The sequence below is a fragment of the Dokdonella koreensis DS-123 genome (assembly GCF_001632775.1).
Classification (GTDB): Bacteria; Pseudomonadota; Gammaproteobacteria; order Xanthomonadales; family Rhodanobacteraceae; genus Dokdonella; species Dokdonella koreensis.
Genome location: NZ_CP015249.1, coordinates 4,412,321 through 4,427,801, shown reverse-complemented (window position 1 = coordinate 4,427,801; position 15,481 = coordinate 4,412,321). Strand labels below are relative to the sequence as shown.

Sequence of the window (15,481 nt, the reverse complement as noted above, 5' to 3'; positions counted from 1 at the left end):
CCGCCGCCTGCCGTCATCCCTTGGCGGGCTTGGCCGTTTCGCCGGCTTCCACGCGCTTGGTGATGATGTACTGCTGGATCAGCGACAGGATGGCGTTGGTCGCCCAGTACAGCACCAGGCCGGCCGGGAAGAACGCGAACAGCACCGAGAACGCGACCGGCATGAACTTCATGATCTTGGCCTGCGTCGGGTCCATGCCGGTCATCGGCGTCAGGTGCTGGGTCAGCAGCATCGCCGCGGCATTGAGGATCGGCAGCACGAAGTACGGGTCCGGCGCGGACAGGTTCTGGATCCAGCCGATGAACGGCGCCTGGCGCAGCTCCACACTCTCGATCAGCACCCAGTACAGCGCGAAGAACACCGGGATCTGGATCAGCATCGGCAGGCAGCCGCCGAGCGGGTTGATCTTCTCCTTCTGGTACATCTCCAGCATGGCCTGGTTGAGCTTCTGCCGGTCGTCGCCGTAGCGCTCCTTGAGCGCCTGCATGCGCGGGGCCACCTTGCGCATGCGCGCCATCGAGCGGTACTGGGCCTCGCTGAGCTTGTAGAACCCGGCCTTGATCAGCAGCACCAGCAGGATGATCGCGAAGCCCCAGTTGCCGGTCAGCGCGTGCAGCTTGTCGAGCACCCAGTGCAGCGGCGCGGAGATGAAGGTGAAGATGCCGTAGTTGGCCGTCAGCGACAGGCCGGGGGCGATGTCGTCGAGCGTGCTCTGGAGCTTCGGGCCGACGTAAAGGCGAGCATCGAGCACGCGTGTCTCGCCCGGCGCGACCGTGGTCGAGGGCGCGACCGCCCGGATCAGGTAGCGCGTGCCGGCGGGGTTGGGAAGCTCCGCACGCGAGAACTCGCTGGCTTCGTTGCCCGACGGGATCCAGGCGGCGAAAAAGTAGTGTTGAACCTGAGCGATCCAGCCAGCGTCAGCCGGAACCTTGACGCGCTTGAGCCACCAGTCGCGCCAGGCCCAACGCTCCCCTTCGGGTAATGGGACCACGCCGATGTTCACCGGGTCGTTCTTGAACTTGTCGAACGCGAACTTCTGGAACTTGTGCTGAGGGCTGTACCAGGCGGCGCCGGTGAAACTGTACTGCTCCGGGTTGGTGTAGCCCTTCAGGCCACGCGTGTCCACGACCAGCGGCACGCGCCGCAGCTCGCGGTAGGCGTTTCCGGTCCACGGCGCGGCGCCGGCGTTGCGGATCTCCTGGCGCTGCCCGATCACGTAGCTGCCGCGCTCGAAGGTGTAGACCTTGCTCACCGTGAGGCCGGACTCGCCCTGCCAGGTCAGCGGCACCTCGATGCGTTCCTGCCCGGCGGCGAACGCATAGTCGGTCGCCGCGGCCGAGAACACCGCGTTGTGGTCGGGTGCGGCCGGCGCGCCCTGTGCGCTGACCAGGCCGCTGTTGGCCACGAAGTAGCCGGTGGTGCTGTCGTCCAGCAGGCGCACGGGCTCGGGCTGCTTGGGCTGCTTGGGATAGGCCAGCAGATCGGCGACGACGACGCTGCCGCCGCGCGTATCGATCTCCACGCGCAGGACGTCGGTCGTCACGACGATGCGCTGGCCCGCGGCCGCCGGTTCCGGCTGCGCGGTGACCGGTACGTCGCCCGGCGCCGTGGCGGCGACCGGCGTATCGCCGGGCACGGTCGCGGCCGGCACGGTGTCCTCGACGGCAACGGCGGGCGCTGGCGGCGGCGACGGCTGGCCGTAGTCGGTGCGCCATTGCTCCCACAGCAGGTAGCCGAGCAGCAGGAGGGCGAGCAGAAGAAACGGGCGAGGGCTGGTCATCGTGGAGTCGTGATTTCAGGTCGCGCGATGCGCTGCGCTGCGCACCGACGCGGCGCGCACGAGCCGGACGTCAGTCGCATGACGGGGAGGGTGGAGAATCGGGCCGCGGGTCGGCGGCCTTGCCATTGTGCCGCCGGCGCGGTGACGCTTCAACGGAAACGCCCTCCGGGGATTCGGCGACCAGGCGCTGGAGCTTGCCCCACAGGCGCGCCAGGTCGGCGCGCAGCACGGCGTTGTCGCAGGTGGAGGCGCTGGTACGGGCGACGACGAGGATGTCGAGTGCGGGCAGGCTGCCGAGGACGTGCCGGTAGCTCTCGCGGATCTGCCGCTTGATGCGGTTGCGCTCGACGGCGCGCTTGGAGACACGCTTGGAGACGGCCATGCCCAGCCGCGGGCCGATCGGCCGCGAGGCTGTCTCGACATGGAAATGATCGACGCCTACGCGGCGGCTGGCACGGCGCAGCGCGGCGAAGTCGCCGGGCCGCAGCAATCGAGCGGCGCGCGGGAAGCTTGCGCAACCCATGCGACCGCCCGGAGCGTTACACGCAGAGGCGCTTGCGGCCGCGCGCGCGACGGGCGTTGATGACCTTGCGGCCGCCACGGGTCTTCATGCGCGCGCGAAACCCATGATCACGGGCGCGCTTGAGATTGCTGGGCTGATAGGTGCGTTTCGTGGCCATGGCGGGACCGGATCAGGAACGGAAAAAGGCCGCGGATAGTAGGCATACCTGCCGATCCTGTCAAGGAAAAGCCGTGTTCGCCGCGGTGGACTGCGGGCGCTCGTGTCACCGCTCCCGGCCCGCCCACGCCGGGCGCATGGAGTAGACTCATCCGTTGGCCTGCCGCCTTGCGGTACGCGCTTCCCCTGACCGCGGACGGCCCCTGATCGGCCTTCCTGCGTGTTTCCGATGTTCCGTTTCGAAGGTTCCGACCCGTGAGTGAATTGTGGCAGCGCTGCCTGGCGCGGCTTGAATCCGAATCCGCCGCCGAGGATGTGCATACCTACCTGGCGCCGCTGCAGGCCAGCGAGAGCGATGCCGGGCTGCGGCTGTTTGCGCCAAACGCCTATACGGTCGATGCGATCCGCGAGCGGTTCCTGCCGCGCATCGCGACCGTGCTGGAACACCTGGCCGGCTATCCGGTCAACGTGCGCGTCGACGTCGGCTCGCTCAACGCGAGCCGGGCGAGGGAGACCGGCACGGGCACCGCCGCGCGGCCGGTCCGGCGCGAAAGCCGCGAGGATTCCAACCTCGATCCCCACTACACGTTCGAGACGTTCGTCGAGGGCAAGTCCAACCAGCTCGGCAAGGCAGCGGCCCTGCAGGTGGCGATGAACCCCGGGCGGGCCTACAACCCGCTGCTGCTCTACGGCGGCACCGGCCTGGGCAAGACCCACCTGATGCACGCCGCCGGCAACCTCATGCGCCGTAACAACCCCGAGGTCAAGCTGCTGTACCTGCGCTCGGAGCAGTTCGTCAGCGGCATGGTCAAGGCGCTGGCGCAGAAGAACATGGACGACTTCAAGCGCCGTTTCCGTTCGGTCGACGCCCTGCTGATCGACGACATCCAGTTCTTCGCCGGGAAGAACACCACGCAGGAAGAGTTCTTCCACACCTTCAACGCGCTGTTCGAAGGCAAGCAGCAGATCATCCTGACCTGCGACCGCTATCCGAAGGAAGTGGAGAACCTCGAACCGCGATTGAAGTCGCGGCTGGGCTGGGGTTTGTCGGTGATCGTCGAGCCGCCGGATTTCGAGACCCGCGCCGCGATCCTGCTCAGCAAGGCCCAGAGCAAGGGCGTGGAGCTGCCCGAAGAGGTGGCGGTGCTGATCGCCAAGCGCATGCGTTCCAACGTCCGCGACCTCGAAGGCGCGCTCAACACGCTGGTGGCGCGCTCGAACTTCGAAGGCCGCCTGATCACCGCCGAATTCGCCCAGGAAACGCTGCGTGATCTGCTGACCGTGCACGCGCAGGCGATCACCATTCCCAACATCCAGCGCACCGTGGCGGACTACTACCAGCTGCGGCTCGCCGACTTCCTTTCGAAGAACCGCAGCCGCTCGATCGCACGGCCCCGCCAGATGGCCATGGCCCTGGCCAAGGAGCTGACCGAACACAGCTTGCCGGAGATCGGCGACGCCTTTGGCGGCCGCGACCATACGACGGTGCTGCATGCCTGCCGGACGATCGCCGATTTTCGCGAGACCGACGGCCGGCTGCGCCAGGACTGGGAAAAGCTGGTCCGCGCGCTGACGGGGTGAACAGGCTGTGGATAATACGTGGACTTTTTTCGGCGCTGCTGTTATCCACAACCCATGCACACCGAAGCGGGGCGGTAGTACACCACGAGAAACAGCGATAACCGGTTGATGATAAAGGTAAAATTTGCTGTTTTCGGGTTGTCCCCAGGCCCTACAACCACAAACTAATCCCCAAAAACCAATAACAGGACGAGACGGACGAGGCCCATGCGATTCAGCATCCAACGCGAAGCTTTATTGAAGCCGTTGCAGCAGGTGACCGGCGTGGTGGAGCGCCGACAGACGCTGCCGGTGCTGGCCAACCTGTTGGTGCAGGTCAGCGCGGACGGCGTTTCGTTCACCGGTACGGATCTGGAGGTCGAGATGATCGCCCGGACCGAAGCCGAATCGCTCGATCCTGGCGAAGTGACAATCCCGGCGCGCAAGCTCTTCGACATCAGCCGGGCCCTGCCGGACGGCAGCAAGATCAAGATCGAGCAGAACGGCGAACGGGTGACGCTGAGTGCAGGCCGCAGCCGTTTTACGCTGGCGACGCTGCCGGCAACCGAATTTCCGGTGATCGACAGCATCGACCTGGTCGAGCGCGTCACGTTGCCGGAGGCAGCCCTGAAGTCGCTGATGGACCGGACGGCCTTCGCGATGGCGCACCAGGACGTGCGTTACTACCTCAACGGCATGTTGCTGGACCTGCGTGAGCACGCCTTGCGTTGCGTCGCGACCGACGGCCACCGCTTGGCGCTCGCCGAAACGCGCCTGGAAGCCACGATCAGTTCGCGGCGCCAGATCATCATCCCGCGCAAGGGCGTGCTGGAATTGCAGGGCTTGTTCGAGAGCGGTGAGGGCAACGTCGACCTGGAGTTCGGGCGCAATCATCTACGCGTGCGCCGCGGTGGCGTGGTTTTCACGTCGAAGCTGATCGACGGGCGGTTCCCGGACTACGAGGCGGTCGTGCCGATCGGTGTCGACAAGGAGGTTCACGTCGTGCGCGAGGAGCTGCGCGCGGCCTTGCAGCGTGCGGCGATCCTCTCGAACGAGAAGTACCGCGGCGTGAAGCTTGAGGTCGGCCCGAACCGCCTGCGCATCGTCGCGCACAACCCGGAGCAGGAAGAGGCGGTGGAAGAGCTCGAAGCGCGGACCGGTGTCTCCGAGCTTTCGGTCGGCTTCAACGTCAACTACCTGCAGGACGCATTGGGCGCGTTGGACAGTGACGAGGTGCTGCTGTGCCTGCGCGATGCGCAGTCCAGCTGTTTGCTGCGCAAGCCCGATACCGAAGACACCCGTCACGTGATCATGCCGTTGCGGCTCTGATCGGTTTCTTCGCCTGGTGTTTCGAAGGCCCGCATGCCATGCGCTGCGGGCCTTTTGTTTGGCGCCGGCCCGACCATGACGTCCGTTGAGACCGATGCACCTTGAAGAACTGAGACTGGTGGACCTGCGCCGCTTCGAGCGCCTGGACCTGCCGCTGGACCCCGGCTGGAACCAGTTCGTCGGGGGCAACGGGGCAGGCAAGACCACGGTGCTCGAAGCGGCCTACCTGCTTTCGCACGGGCGGACCTTCCGCTCGGGCGGGCGCGATGGTCTGGTCCGGCAAGGGGCGGCGGGCTTCTCGGTCTTCGGCGTGACGGTGCAACGGGACGGCCGCTCATCGCGCGTGGGACTGGCACGAACCGCAGGCAGGCTCGAAGCGCGGCTGGACGGATCGGCGACGACGCTAGGTGATCTGGTCGAGCATGCCGCGGTCGTGTGCTTCGAACCGGGTTCGCACGCGCTGATTGCCGGCGGCGCAGAGTACCGGCGTGCGTACCTGGATTGGGGTGTGTTCCACGTGGAACACATGTTCCTGGCGCAGTGGCGGCGCTACCAGCGCGCGCTGCGGCAGCGCAATGCATCGCTGCGCCTGGGGGCACGTGACGATGAGCTTGCGGCCTGGGAACAGGAGATGGCCGCATCCGGAGCGGCGATAACCCAGCTGCGCGGCGTTTATCTGGACCGTTTGCGCCCCCATCTGGAGGTGGTCGCCGCCGCCTTCCTCGGTGAACTGGGCCAGGTCAGCCTGGATTTCCATGCGGGTTGGGCGGCGGACCTGTCCCTGGCCGACAGCCTCGCGGCGGGCCGGCTGCGTGATCGCGAGCGCGGCCATACGCGGGGAGGGCCGCATCGTGCGGATCTGGCACTGCGTTTCGAGCGGGCCGAGCGACGCGAGTACTTCTCGCGCGGCCAGGAGAAGCTCTGCGCGCTGGTCTGCATCCTGGCACAGGCGCGCCTGTTTCATGCCCAGGCCGGCCATTGGCCGATCATCTGCCTGGATGACCTGGCGTCGGAGCTCGATGTCGCGCACCAGCAGGCCGTACTCGGGTTCCTGGCCGGTACCGATGCACAGATCCTGCTGACCGGTACCGCCGCGCTGGCCGTGCCCGCCGGTCGCGCGGCGGCGATGTTCCACGTGGAACAGGGCAGGGTCGAGCGACTGCTATAATCGCCTGATGCCTCAGCCAATCTGGCCGGCATCTTCTTTACCTTGCGCGGATCGCCGATGAGGCCCTTTCGCGACGATGGAGCACCATGAGCGAGAAGATCGACCACGACGGTTCCGGAAGCCAGTACGACTCCAGCAGGATCAAGGTCCTCAAGGGCCTGGAGGCGGTACGCAAGCGCCCGGGCATGTACATCGGCGACACCGATGACGGCACCGGCCTGCACCACATGGTTTTCGAGGTCGTCGACAACTCGATCGACGAGGCCCTGGCCGGGTACTGCGACCATGTGGTCGTGACGATCCATCCGGATGAGTCGGTCTCGGTCTCCGACAACGGCCGCGGCATTCCGGTCGGCATCCACCCCGAAGAGGGGCGGTCCACCGCCGAGGTCGTGATGACCGTGCTGCATGCCGGCGGCAAGTTCGACGACAACTCCTACAAGGTCTCCGGCGGCCTGCACGGTGTCGGTGTCTCCGTCGTCAACGCGCTGTCCGAGCACCTGTGGCTGACGATCCGCCGCGAAGGCCACGAGTACCAACAGGAATACGCCCACGGCGAGCCGCTGTACCCGCTCAAGCAGGCCGCGCCGTCCGACAAGCGCGGCACCACGGTGCGCTTCAAGCCGAGCGACAAGACGTTCTCGAACATCCAGTTCCACTACGAGATCCTCGCCAAGCGCCTGCGCGAGCTGTCGTTCCTCAATTCCGGCGTCCGCATCGAGCTGATCGACGAGCGCAACGAGCGCCACGACGTGTTCGAGTACGAAGGCGGTATCCGGTCGTTCGTCGAGCACCTGGCCCAGCTCAAGACGCCGCTGCACCCGAACGTGCTGAACTTCAGCATGCAGCAGGACGCGATCACGGTCGAAGTCGCGATGCAATGGACCGACGCCTACCAGGAGGCGGTGTACTGCTTCACCAACAACATCCCGCAGCGTGACGGCGGTACCCACCTGGCCGGCTTCCGCGCGGCGCTGACGCGCACGATTTCCGGCTATGTCGAGTCGACCGGCCTGCAGAAGACCGCCAAGGTGCCGCTGTCGGGCGACGACATGCGCGAAGGCCTGATCGCGGTGCTCTCGGTCAAGGTGCCCGATCCGAAGTTCTCCTCGCAGACCAAGGACAAGCTGGTCTCCAGCGAGGTCAAGGGCGTCGTCGAGCAGGTGGTCAACCACAAGCTGGAAGAGTTCCTGCTCGAACACCCGGCCGAGGCGCGTGCGATCTGCGCCAAGGTGGTGGACGCCGCCCGTGCGCGCGAAGCCGCGCGCAAGGCGCGCGAGATGACGCGGCGCAAGGGTGCGCTCGACATCGCCGGCCTGCCGGGCAAGCTGGCCGACTGCCAGGAGAAGGATCCGGCGCTGTCCGAGCTGTTCATCGTCGAGGGTGACTCGGCCGGCGGTTCGGCCAAGCAGGGGCGCAACCGCAAGTACCAGGCCGTGCTGCCGCTGAAGGGCAAGATCCTCAACGTCGAGCGCGCCCGCTTCGACCGCATGCTCGGTTCGGCCGAGGTCGGCACGCTGATCACCGCGCTCGGTACCGGTATCGGCAAGGACGAGTTCAACGCCGACAAGCTGCGCTATCACCGCATCATCATCATGACCGACGCGGACGTCGACGGCTCGCACATCCGCACGCTGCTGCTGACGTTCTTCTACCGGCAGATGCCGGAGCTCATCGAGCGCGGCCACGTCTACATCGGCATGCCGCCGCTGTACAAGCTCAAGCAGGGCAAGCAGGAGCTGTACCTCAAGGACGACAGCGCGCTCAACGGCTACCTGATCGCCGGTGCGGTCGACGGCGCCGAGCTGGCCTACGGCCACGACATGCCGCCCATCGGCGGCCCGGCGCTCGAGCGCCTGCTGACCGGCTGGCAGGCCGCGCTGGCGCAGATCGAGCGCCTGGGCTCACGCTACGACACCACCTTGCTGACGGCGCTGCTCGACGCGCCGGCCCCGGCGGCGCCGGAGGCCTGGCAGGACGCGGCGGCCCTGGAGACCTGGACCGCCAAGCTCACCGCCCGGCTCAACGGCAACGGGCTCGGCAGGGCGCGCTACACGTTCCGCATCCAGTCGGCGACCGCCGATCATCCGGCGGCCCTGGTCGTGGACCGCAACCAGCATGGCCTGGGCCATACCCAGGTGTTGCCGGCGGCGTTCTTCGCATCGGCGGAATACCGGCCGATCGCCGACATCGCCCGCCAGCTCGACGGCCTGATCCAGCCCGGCGCGCAGATCCGCCGCGGCAACAAGCAGGCGCCGGTGGCCGAGTTCTCGCAGGCGTTCGTCTGGCTGATGGAAGAGGCCAAGCGCGGCCGTACCGTGCAGCGCTTCAAGGGCCTGGGTGAAATGAACCCGGAGCAGCTGTGGGAAACCACGGTCAATCCCGATACGCGGCGCCTGCTGCAGGTCACGATCGAGGACGCCGTCGCGGCCGATCAGATCTTCACGACACTGATGGGCGACATCGTCGAACCGCGGCGCGAGTTCATCGAACAGAACGCGCTGCGCGTCAGCAACCTGGACATCTGACATCCGGCAGGTTGTCGAGAAACAGCCTGCCGGCGCGATCCAGGGACGGATCGCTCGCGGGTCGCCGGCGCCAGCCGTTGATCTGCGGAACCGGTGGCGCGGCATTGCCGCGACGTGGGCGTCGAGCACGGGCAGGACAGCCCTTGGCTCAACGACGTGTGGGTGTCGCAGCGGCCCGGGGAGGGGCTGTGCGAGCGAGAGGAAGGCTCTGCGCCGGCGGTACCGGTGCGGCCGGCGGCGCGAAGGAACGGCACGATGCGGCAGCGCAGCTTGCCGACCGTGTGCGCGGCGATCGCGGAAGCGACACCGCCCCATGGCGCGGCTGCGGCCGGTACGTCGTTGACGCGACTGGAAAACATACGACAGTCATCGTAGATTGTCGGATTCATCGCCAGCCGGAACCCCGGCCAGCTCTGTACGACGTTGCATCCGTACGCCGTGGAACCGTTGCAATGCAGCACGCAGGTGCCTGCCGCTGCGCTTGTGCCGGTCGTAATGGTGGGGGTACGCTCTTTTCACGTGCGTATTTTCATCTTTCATTCACCGCTTTATCTCAGGTGAGGTTTCCATGAAGTTGCAGAGCCTGATCCGCGTCGCCTTGTGCGCGCTGATGCTGATGTTCGTCACCGACGGCGCGATGGCGCAGAAGAAGTCCGGCAAGGACAAGGAAGAAGTCGCCTATCCGAACGCGACGCGCAAAGAGCCCAAGCCCGACATGTCGGAGAAGAGCCAGCGCGACCTCAACAAGGCGAACGATCTGCTCTCCGACAGCAAGGACGACGAAGCGGTCGAGCTGATCCAGAAGGTGCTCGACGACAAGCGCGCCAAGCCGTACGCGATCGCGTTCGCGCACCTGCTCAAGGGCCAGATCCTGTGGGGCAAGGACGACGGCAACGGCGCCATCACCGAGTTGAACCAGGCCATCGAGATGGACGCGTTGCCCAACGCCAACCACTTCGATGCGATGTATCAGGTCGCCCAGCTGCAGCTGCAGGAAGAGAAGTACCCCGAGTCGCTGGCCACGCTCGATCGCTGGGCGCGCGAAGGCGGCAAGAACACCGCCGACGCCCAGGCGATCAAGGCCAACATCTACTACCGCATGGACAAGTTCCCCGAAGCGGCTGCCGAGATGACCAAGGCCATCGGCATGACGCCCGAGCCGAAGGAGAGCTGGTTCCAGATCCTGATCGCGAGCTACTTCGAGCTCGACCAGTACGACCAGGCCGCCCAGGTGCTGCAGCAGCAGCTGGCCAAGGACCCGAAGAACAAGCGGCTCATCAACCAGCTCGCGACCGTCTACATCAACGCCGACAAGCCCGATCAGGCGATCGCCGTGATGGCCAAGGCCAAGAACGAAGGCTTGGTGAGCACCGGCGAGGACTACCTGCAGCTCGCCAAGCTCTATGCTTCCGGCGACAAGCACAAGGAAGCCGCCGTGGTCCTGAAGGAAGGCCTCGACAAGGGCATCATCGAGTCCGGCTACGAGCCCTGGCGCCTGCTCGGCGACGTCTGCTCGCAGGCCGACGACGAGACCTGCGCGATCGACGCCTACGCCAAGGCCTCACCGTTCGCGAAGGACGGCTACGTGGACTTCCAGCGCGGCTATGCCCTTTTCTACCAGGAGCGCTACGCCGAGGCCAAGCAGGCGCTCGACGCGGCGATCCAGAAGGGCGGCCTGCGGCAGGAAGGCGAGGCCTACATCCTGCGTGGCGACGCCAGCGACGCCAGCGGGCAGAGCGCCGCGGCGATCGCCGACTGGGAGAAGGCGACCCAGTTCCCGTCGAGCAAGCAGATGGCCGACCAGCGCCTCAAGATCGTGCGCAGCGGCCAGAAGCTGGCCCGCCCCGCGAAGAAGTAAGCAAGGGCTTCGGGCACTGGACGACTATGAATTTTCGTAACGGGATCAACTCTTGTGTGACGCAGCCCCGCTGTTGTACCGTGCAGGGCTCGCTGTTCCGATTACTGACTGAACTGCGCATGAGCAATACGACACGGACGGTCGGCACATCAATATCGCTGGTCCATAGCTGATGTCAGACACCAATCAAATCGGAAACAGCCCGGCCACCTGGAGCTGGCGGCGCGTCACGGCGCTGTCCACGGCGTTCGCTCTGCACACCTTCGCGTTCGCGCTTCTGCTGACGCCGGCGGCACCGCCGCCGCCGAAAGAGAAGCCCAAGGACAACAAGGTCGTCGTCGAGTTCATCGAGCCGCCGCCGCCGCCGCCACCACCACCACCGCCGCCGCCGGAGCCGCCCAAGCGGCCGCCGCCGAAGGTGATCGAGAAGATCAAGCCGCCGCCGACTCCGCCACCGGAGCCGCCGCCGGTCGTGGTCGTCGAAGAGGCCTCGCCGATGGCGGTGCCCGCGCCGCCGCCGGCACCTCCGGCCCCCCCGGCGCCGCCCTCCGACATCGCGCCCAGCGAGAATGTCAGCTACCGTCGCATGCGTCCGCCGCGCTATCCGCCGCAGGCGATTCGCCAGCACCAGCAGGGCACGACCATGCTGAAGGTGCTGGTGGGTCCGACCGGCGAGCCGGAAGATGTCACGGTCGAGAAATCCAGCGGTTCGCGTCTGCTCGATCAGGCCGCGATTGCCGCCGTGAAAACCTGGGTGTTCAACCCGGGCGTAAAGGACGGCAAGCCCACCCGTGGGTATGTGCTGGTGCCAATCAAGTTTGATCTTTCCGAACAGTGATCAAAGGGTAAAACGTCATGTTGCAAGATGCCTCGCAGACTCCGGCCGGTGGATCGGCCCCGGGTGGATCCAACGCCGAAGCCCTGAACCAGATGGGTTTCGACCATCTGATCCAGAATTTCGACCCGCTTGGTTGGATCGTGTTCGTCACGCTGGTCCTGATGTCGCTGATGTCGTGGTTCTACATCGTCGCCAACTTCCTGCGTAACACGATGATTCGTGCTCGCATGGAGCGCGTCATCAGCACGTTCTGGGACACGCCCTCGACGCAGGACGCCGTTCGTTTCATGGAAGAGCAGCCCAAGGCCGAGCCGTTCTCGAAGATCGCGCTCGACTGTGCATCCGCCGCCGCGCACCACCAGCGCAGCGAAGGCAGCCGTCTGGTCGACGCGCTCAGCCGCTCGGAGTTCATCGATCGCGCGCTGCGCCAGGCCGTCTCGCGTGAGAGCATGCGTCTGGAGACCGGCCTCACCGTGCTCGCCACGGTCGGTTCGTCGGCCCCGTTCGTCGGCCTGCTCGGTACCGTGTGGGGCATCTACCACGCGCTGATCAAGATCGCCGCATCGGGCAACGCCTCGATGGAAGCGGTCGCCGGCCCGGTCGGCGAGGCGCTGATCATGACGGCGTTCGGTCTGTTCGTCGCGATTCCGGCGGTGCTCGCGTACAACTTCTACGTGCGCTCCAACCGCCTGACCTACGCCCGCTTCGACGAATTCGCCCACGACCTGCACGATTTCTTTGCAACCGGTTCGCGCATCGAGAGCGGTGCGGTCGCGTCGGTCCAAACCGCGAGGAAGTAAGTCATGGCATTCAGTTCGGGTTCGGGGGGCAGTGGCGCCCCGATGTCGGAAATCAACGTCACGCCGCTCGTCGACGTGATGCTGGTGCTCCTGATCATCTTCATGATCACGGCGCCGTTGATGTCGCACAAGATCCGCATCGACCTGCCGCAGGCCAATCCCAACGTCCAGACCGAGAATCCGCCGGAACCGATCGATCTGGCCGTCAAGGAAACCGGTGATCTGTACTGGAACGACGAGCCGATCACCGAGGCGATGCTGCAGGCCCAGCTGCGCGTGGCTGCCCAGAAGCAGCCGCAGCCGGAACTGCAGATCCGCGCGGACAAGACCACGCAGTACCAGCTGATCGCCACGGTCATGGCCAACGCCAAGACCGCGGGCATGGTCAAGATCGGCTTCATCACCGCCGCGACCGACTGATCGCGCGGTACCCGTCCTCCGGGCGGGCGAGCATCGAACGGCGCCGGACGTCCTCCGGCGCCGTTTTGCGTTCCACGGCCCATGCCCGGCCGGCACCCGTGTGGCCGATTGCCCGCGGCCGGCGTACGATGCCTCTCGTCGCCCCCGTGAGGAGATGCGCCATGGCGCGTGCAATCTCGTTTCAGCGTGTCGACCCCCAGGCCGAGATCAACATCACCCCGTTGATCGACGTGATGCTGGCCCTGCTGGTGATCTTCATGATCGCGGCACCGGTGGTGACCCGGCAGATCACGCTGCCGCTGGCCGGTTCGGATACGCCCGCGCAGACCGACCCCGCCGTGCTGAAGCTGTCGATCATGGATACCGGCGAGTGGTACCTGGACGGTATCGCCGTGAGCCGCGCGAGCCTGGCCGAGCGCCTGCAGCGAACCGTGCAGGCCGCAGCGGAGGCTCCGGTGCTCGAAGTGCGTGCGCAGGCCGCAGCCGCCTACGACGACGTCGCCAACGCGCTGGCGATCGCCCGCTCCAGCGGCATGACCCATCTGCGCATGGCACCGGCCGTCCCGTAGACGCGCACGGCCCTACGTCGGGACAGCGCTCCGTCCGGGCTAGTCGCCCTTGAGGATCGCCAGGTAGTTGCCGACGGTTGCGGCGAGCCCCTCGTAGAGGGCTTCGCCGAACAGGGCGTGCCCGATGGAGACCTCGTCCAGGAACGGGATGGCCCGCACCAGCGCACCGAGGTTGTGCTGGTTGAGATCGTGACCGGCATTGACGCCGAGCCCGGCGGCGCGCGCCTGCCCGGCCGACGCCACGCAGGCGGCCAGCTCGCGCGCGGCGTCACCGGCGGCGAAGGCCTGCGCGAACGGACCGGTGTAGAGCTCGATCCGGTCGGCGCCGATGTCGGCGGCCCGCTCGATGCCGGCGGTCCCGGCGTCCATGAACAGGCTCACGCGGCATCCGAGGGCCTTGAGCTCGGCAATCAGCGGTCGCAGCCGATCGGCATCGCGGTGCAGGTCGAAGCCGTGGTCGGACGTGATCTGGCCGTCGCCGTCGGGCACGAGGGTGGCCTGGGCCGGCCGGACCGAGCGCACCAGCTCGACGAATCCCGGGTAGCTGCCGCGTGCCGGCGCGAACGGATTGCCTTCGAGGTTGTACTCCACGCCGTCCAGCACCGCGCCGATGCGCGCGACGTCCTCGACGCGGATATGCCGCTGGTCCGGTCGCGGATGCACCGTGATGCCGTGGCAGCCGCTGGCGATCGCCACCTGCGCCGCGTGCACCGGATCCGGATCGAAGCCGCCGCGCGAGTTGCGCAGCACGGCGACCTTGTTGACGTTGACGCTGAGAAGGGTCATGGCTGCTCTTGGGCGGCGTTTCGTCGAGACGGCCGCGAGACCCGGTCGTCGTTGCGCCGGCCGCGGTGTCCGCGACGGCATGCGATACCGGAAGCGCCGCGCGCCGGCATGTCCGGCGCATAGCTTGGCAGGGCCGCGCGTGTTCGTGAAGCCGAGCCGGGCGGGCCGCACCGCGGCCGCAGGCCGTGCCGCGAGACCTCAGCGACAGCTTTCGGCGACTTCCTTCCAGATCACCGGATCCCAGTACGCGCCGTCCTTCCACTCGGACACCTTGTCCTTGTTGAGGCGGGCGGCGAGGAAGTACGTGGTACCGGGCTCGACGCGTACGGTCAGCGTCTTGTAGCGGTTGGACTGCGCGTTGCGCAGCCGTTCGTTGAACGACAGGTAGCGCGATTCGATGCCCTCGCTGACGGTCAGCGTGTGCTCGCCCGGATCGAGGCGGAACGCCGCGGCGTCGGTGGGGCCCGGGAGCCGGCCATCGACGGTGATCAGCTTGGCGGCATGCAGGTCCTGGCTGCGCGGCGCGTCGCCGAAGACGCTGATGCGGCCGCAAGCCGATGAGGTACCGCCGCCGGCGTTCGCCGCGGCACCGACCGTCAGGCGCACCGCCGGAACGTGGACGCTGGCCACCGGGCCGGAAACCGCGAACGTCCGGTCGTTCCGGCGCACGCCGAGTTTCAGCGCATCGCCGTCCGGCACGGCCGAGACGTTGTCGCGCAGCACGCGCGCCGCCTGGGCCTGACCCGATGCATCGGCACCCAGGCTGGCCAGGGACTGCGCGTTGACCGAAACCAGCAGGTCGCCGCCGCGCACCCCGAGGCGCTCGGCAGTTCCCCCCGGCGTGACCGCCAGCACACGCAAGCCGTCGCGCGCGCGGTCGGCGCTGCTGCTGTCGACCAGCAAGCCGAGGTCGTTGACGCGGCGCGCCGGTTCGTCGATCTCCAGCGCGACGTCGCCGGTGCGCGCGAGTGCGCCGGAGGCCGCCAGGTCGAGCATCAGCGCACGCAGCTCCTGCCGCAGGCGCTCCTCGCCCGGCGACCCGCCGCCGATCGCGGGTGCCGAGGCACCGGTCTGCGGCTGCGCGAGGGCCGACCCGGCAGTCAGCGCCAGCACGGCCAGCACCAGGGGACGGAGGAAACGGGATTGGCTACGCAGGCTCTTCATCT

The 15,481-nt window shown here is 67.0% G+C and carries 14 protein-coding genes; 9 read left to right on the top strand and 5 right to left on the bottom strand.

Going from position 1 to position 15,481, the window contains the following annotated elements; genetic code table 11:
- Window positions 1-13: 13 nt before the first annotated feature.
- The 3 genes from yidC to rpmH all read right to left on the bottom strand — a co-directional run bounded on the left by yidC (window position 14) and on the right by rpmH (window position 2,460).
- On the bottom strand, window positions 14-1,780 hold the full coding sequence (yidC, locus tag I596_RS17885; RefSeq protein WP_067651155.1) for a membrane protein insertase YidC: 1,767 nt from the start codon (window positions 1,778-1,780) through the stop codon (window positions 14-16).
- Window positions 1,781-1,850: 70 nt separating this feature from the next.
- The gene (gene rnpA, locus I596_RS17880) at window positions 1,851-2,303 is read right to left on the bottom strand and encodes a ribonuclease P protein component (RefSeq protein WP_083965713.1); all 453 of its coding nucleotides are present in this window, start codon (window positions 2,301-2,303) and stop codon (window positions 1,851-1,853) included.
- 16 nt (window positions 2,304-2,319) lie between these two features.
- Window positions 2,320-2,460, bottom strand: coding sequence for a 50S ribosomal protein L34 (gene rpmH / locus I596_RS17875; RefSeq protein WP_067651149.1), 141 nt, complete (start codon window positions 2,458-2,460; stop codon window positions 2,320-2,322).
- Window positions 2,461-2,714: 254 nt separating this feature from the next.
- Here rpmH and dnaA point away from each other — a divergent pair, with 254 nt between their 5' ends.
- From dnaA to I596_RS17830, 9 genes are all read left to right on the top strand, one after another.
- On the top strand, window positions 2,715-4,040 hold the full coding sequence (dnaA, locus tag I596_RS17870) for a chromosomal replication initiator protein DnaA (protein ID WP_067651146.1): 1,326 nt from the start codon (window positions 2,715-2,717) through the stop codon (window positions 4,038-4,040).
- A gap of 207 nt (window positions 4,041-4,247) precedes the next feature.
- A complete protein-coding gene (gene dnaN / locus I596_RS17865) occupies window positions 4,248-5,348 on the top strand; it encodes a DNA polymerase III subunit beta (RefSeq protein WP_067651143.1) in 1,101 nt (366 codons plus the stop codon).
- Between the two features lie 94 nt (window positions 5,349-5,442).
- Complete coding sequence (recF, locus tag I596_RS17860; protein ID WP_067651140.1) at window positions 5,443-6,516, top strand: DNA replication/repair protein RecF; 1,074 nt, start codon at window positions 5,443-5,445, stop codon at window positions 6,514-6,516.
- Window positions 6,517-6,602: 86 nt separating this feature from the next.
- Window positions 6,603-9,044 carry a DNA topoisomerase (ATP-hydrolyzing) subunit B gene (gene gyrB, locus I596_RS17855; protein WP_150132253.1) on the top strand — a complete coding sequence of 814 codons (2,442 nt, stop codon included), beginning with the start codon at window positions 6,603-6,605 and terminating at the stop codon, window positions 9,042-9,044.
- Between the two features lie 568 nt (window positions 9,045-9,612).
- Window positions 9,613-10,902 carry a tetratricopeptide repeat protein gene (locus I596_RS17850; protein ID WP_067651137.1) on the top strand — a complete coding sequence of 430 codons (1,290 nt, stop codon included), beginning with the start codon at window positions 9,613-9,615 and terminating at the stop codon, window positions 10,900-10,902.
- A 172-nt stretch (window positions 10,903-11,074) separates the two neighbouring features.
- Entirely contained in the window at window positions 11,075-11,740 is a 666-nt protein-coding gene (locus tag I596_RS17845) for an energy transducer TonB (RefSeq protein ID WP_067651134.1), read from the top strand.
- 17 nt (window positions 11,741-11,757) lie between these two features.
- Window positions 11,758-12,540, top strand: coding sequence for a MotA/TolQ/ExbB proton channel family protein (locus tag I596_RS17840; RefSeq protein ID WP_067651131.1), 783 nt, complete (start codon window positions 11,758-11,760; stop codon window positions 12,538-12,540).
- Between the two features lie 3 nt (window positions 12,541-12,543).
- Window positions 12,544-12,960, top strand: a complete 417-nt coding sequence (locus I596_RS17835) for an ExbD/TolR family protein (protein ID WP_067651128.1) — start codon at window positions 12,544-12,546, stop codon at window positions 12,958-12,960.
- 161 nt (window positions 12,961-13,121) lie between these two features.
- Complete coding sequence (locus tag I596_RS17830; RefSeq protein WP_067651126.1) at window positions 13,122-13,529, top strand: ExbD/TolR family protein; 408 nt, start codon at window positions 13,122-13,124, stop codon at window positions 13,527-13,529.
- Window positions 13,530-13,568: 39 nt separating this feature from the next.
- On the opposite strand, the gene I596_RS17825 is transcribed toward I596_RS17830, so the two are convergent.
- Together I596_RS17825 and I596_RS17820 are read right to left on the bottom strand one after the other, a co-directional pair.
- Window positions 13,569-14,315 (bottom strand): pyridoxine 5'-phosphate synthase, encoded by a 747-nt coding sequence (locus I596_RS17825; protein ID WP_067651123.1) that lies wholly within the window; start codon window positions 14,313-14,315, stop codon window positions 13,569-13,571.
- A gap of 198 nt (window positions 14,316-14,513) precedes the next feature.
- On the bottom strand, window positions 14,514-15,479 hold the full coding sequence (locus tag I596_RS17820) for a PDZ domain-containing protein (protein ID WP_150132252.1): 966 nt from the start codon (window positions 15,477-15,479) through the stop codon (window positions 14,514-14,516).
- Between the last annotated feature and the right edge of the window lie 2 nt (window positions 15,480-15,481).

Bases quoted from the DNA above. Each gene is read 5' to 3' on its own strand.
- rnpA (WP_083965713.1), bottom strand. From the start codon at position 2,303: ATGGGTTGCGCAAGCTTCCCGCGCGCCGCTCGATTGCTGCGGCCCGGC.
- recF (WP_067651140.1), top strand. From the start codon at position 5,443: ATGCACCTTGAAGAACTGAGACTGGTGGACCTGCGCCGCTTCGAGCGC.
- I596_RS17820 (WP_150132252.1), bottom strand. From the start codon at position 15,479: ATGAAGAGCCTGCGTAGCCAATCCCGTTTCCTCCGTCCCCTGGTGCTG.
- I596_RS17830 (WP_067651126.1), top strand. From the start codon at position 13,122: ATGGCGCGTGCAATCTCGTTTCAGCGTGTCGACCCCCAGGCCGAGATC.
- I596_RS17840 (WP_067651131.1), top strand. From the start codon at position 11,758: ATGTTGCAAGATGCCTCGCAGACTCCGGCCGGTGGATCGGCCCCGGGT.
- I596_RS17850 (WP_067651137.1), top strand. From the start codon at position 9,613: ATGAAGTTGCAGAGCCTGATCCGCGTCGCCTTGTGCGCGCTGATGCTG.
- I596_RS17835 (WP_067651128.1), top strand. From the start codon at position 12,544: ATGGCATTCAGTTCGGGTTCGGGGGGCAGTGGCGCCCCGATGTCGGAA.
- I596_RS17825 (WP_067651123.1), bottom strand. From the start codon at position 14,315: ATGACCCTTCTCAGCGTCAACGTCAACAAGGTCGCCGTGCTGCGCAAC.
- gyrB (WP_150132253.1), top strand. From the start codon at position 6,603: ATGAGCGAGAAGATCGACCACGACGGTTCCGGAAGCCAGTACGACTCC.
- dnaN (WP_067651143.1), top strand. From the start codon at position 4,248: ATGCGATTCAGCATCCAACGCGAAGCTTTATTGAAGCCGTTGCAGCAG.
- I596_RS17845 (WP_067651134.1), top strand. From the start codon at position 11,075: ATGTCAGACACCAATCAAATCGGAAACAGCCCGGCCACCTGGAGCTGG.
- rpmH (WP_067651149.1), bottom strand. From the start codon at position 2,460: ATGGCCACGAAACGCACCTATCAGCCCAGCAATCTCAAGCGCGCCCGT.
- yidC (WP_067651155.1), bottom strand. From the start codon at position 1,780: ATGACCAGCCCTCGCCCGTTTCTTCTGCTCGCCCTCCTGCTGCTCGGC.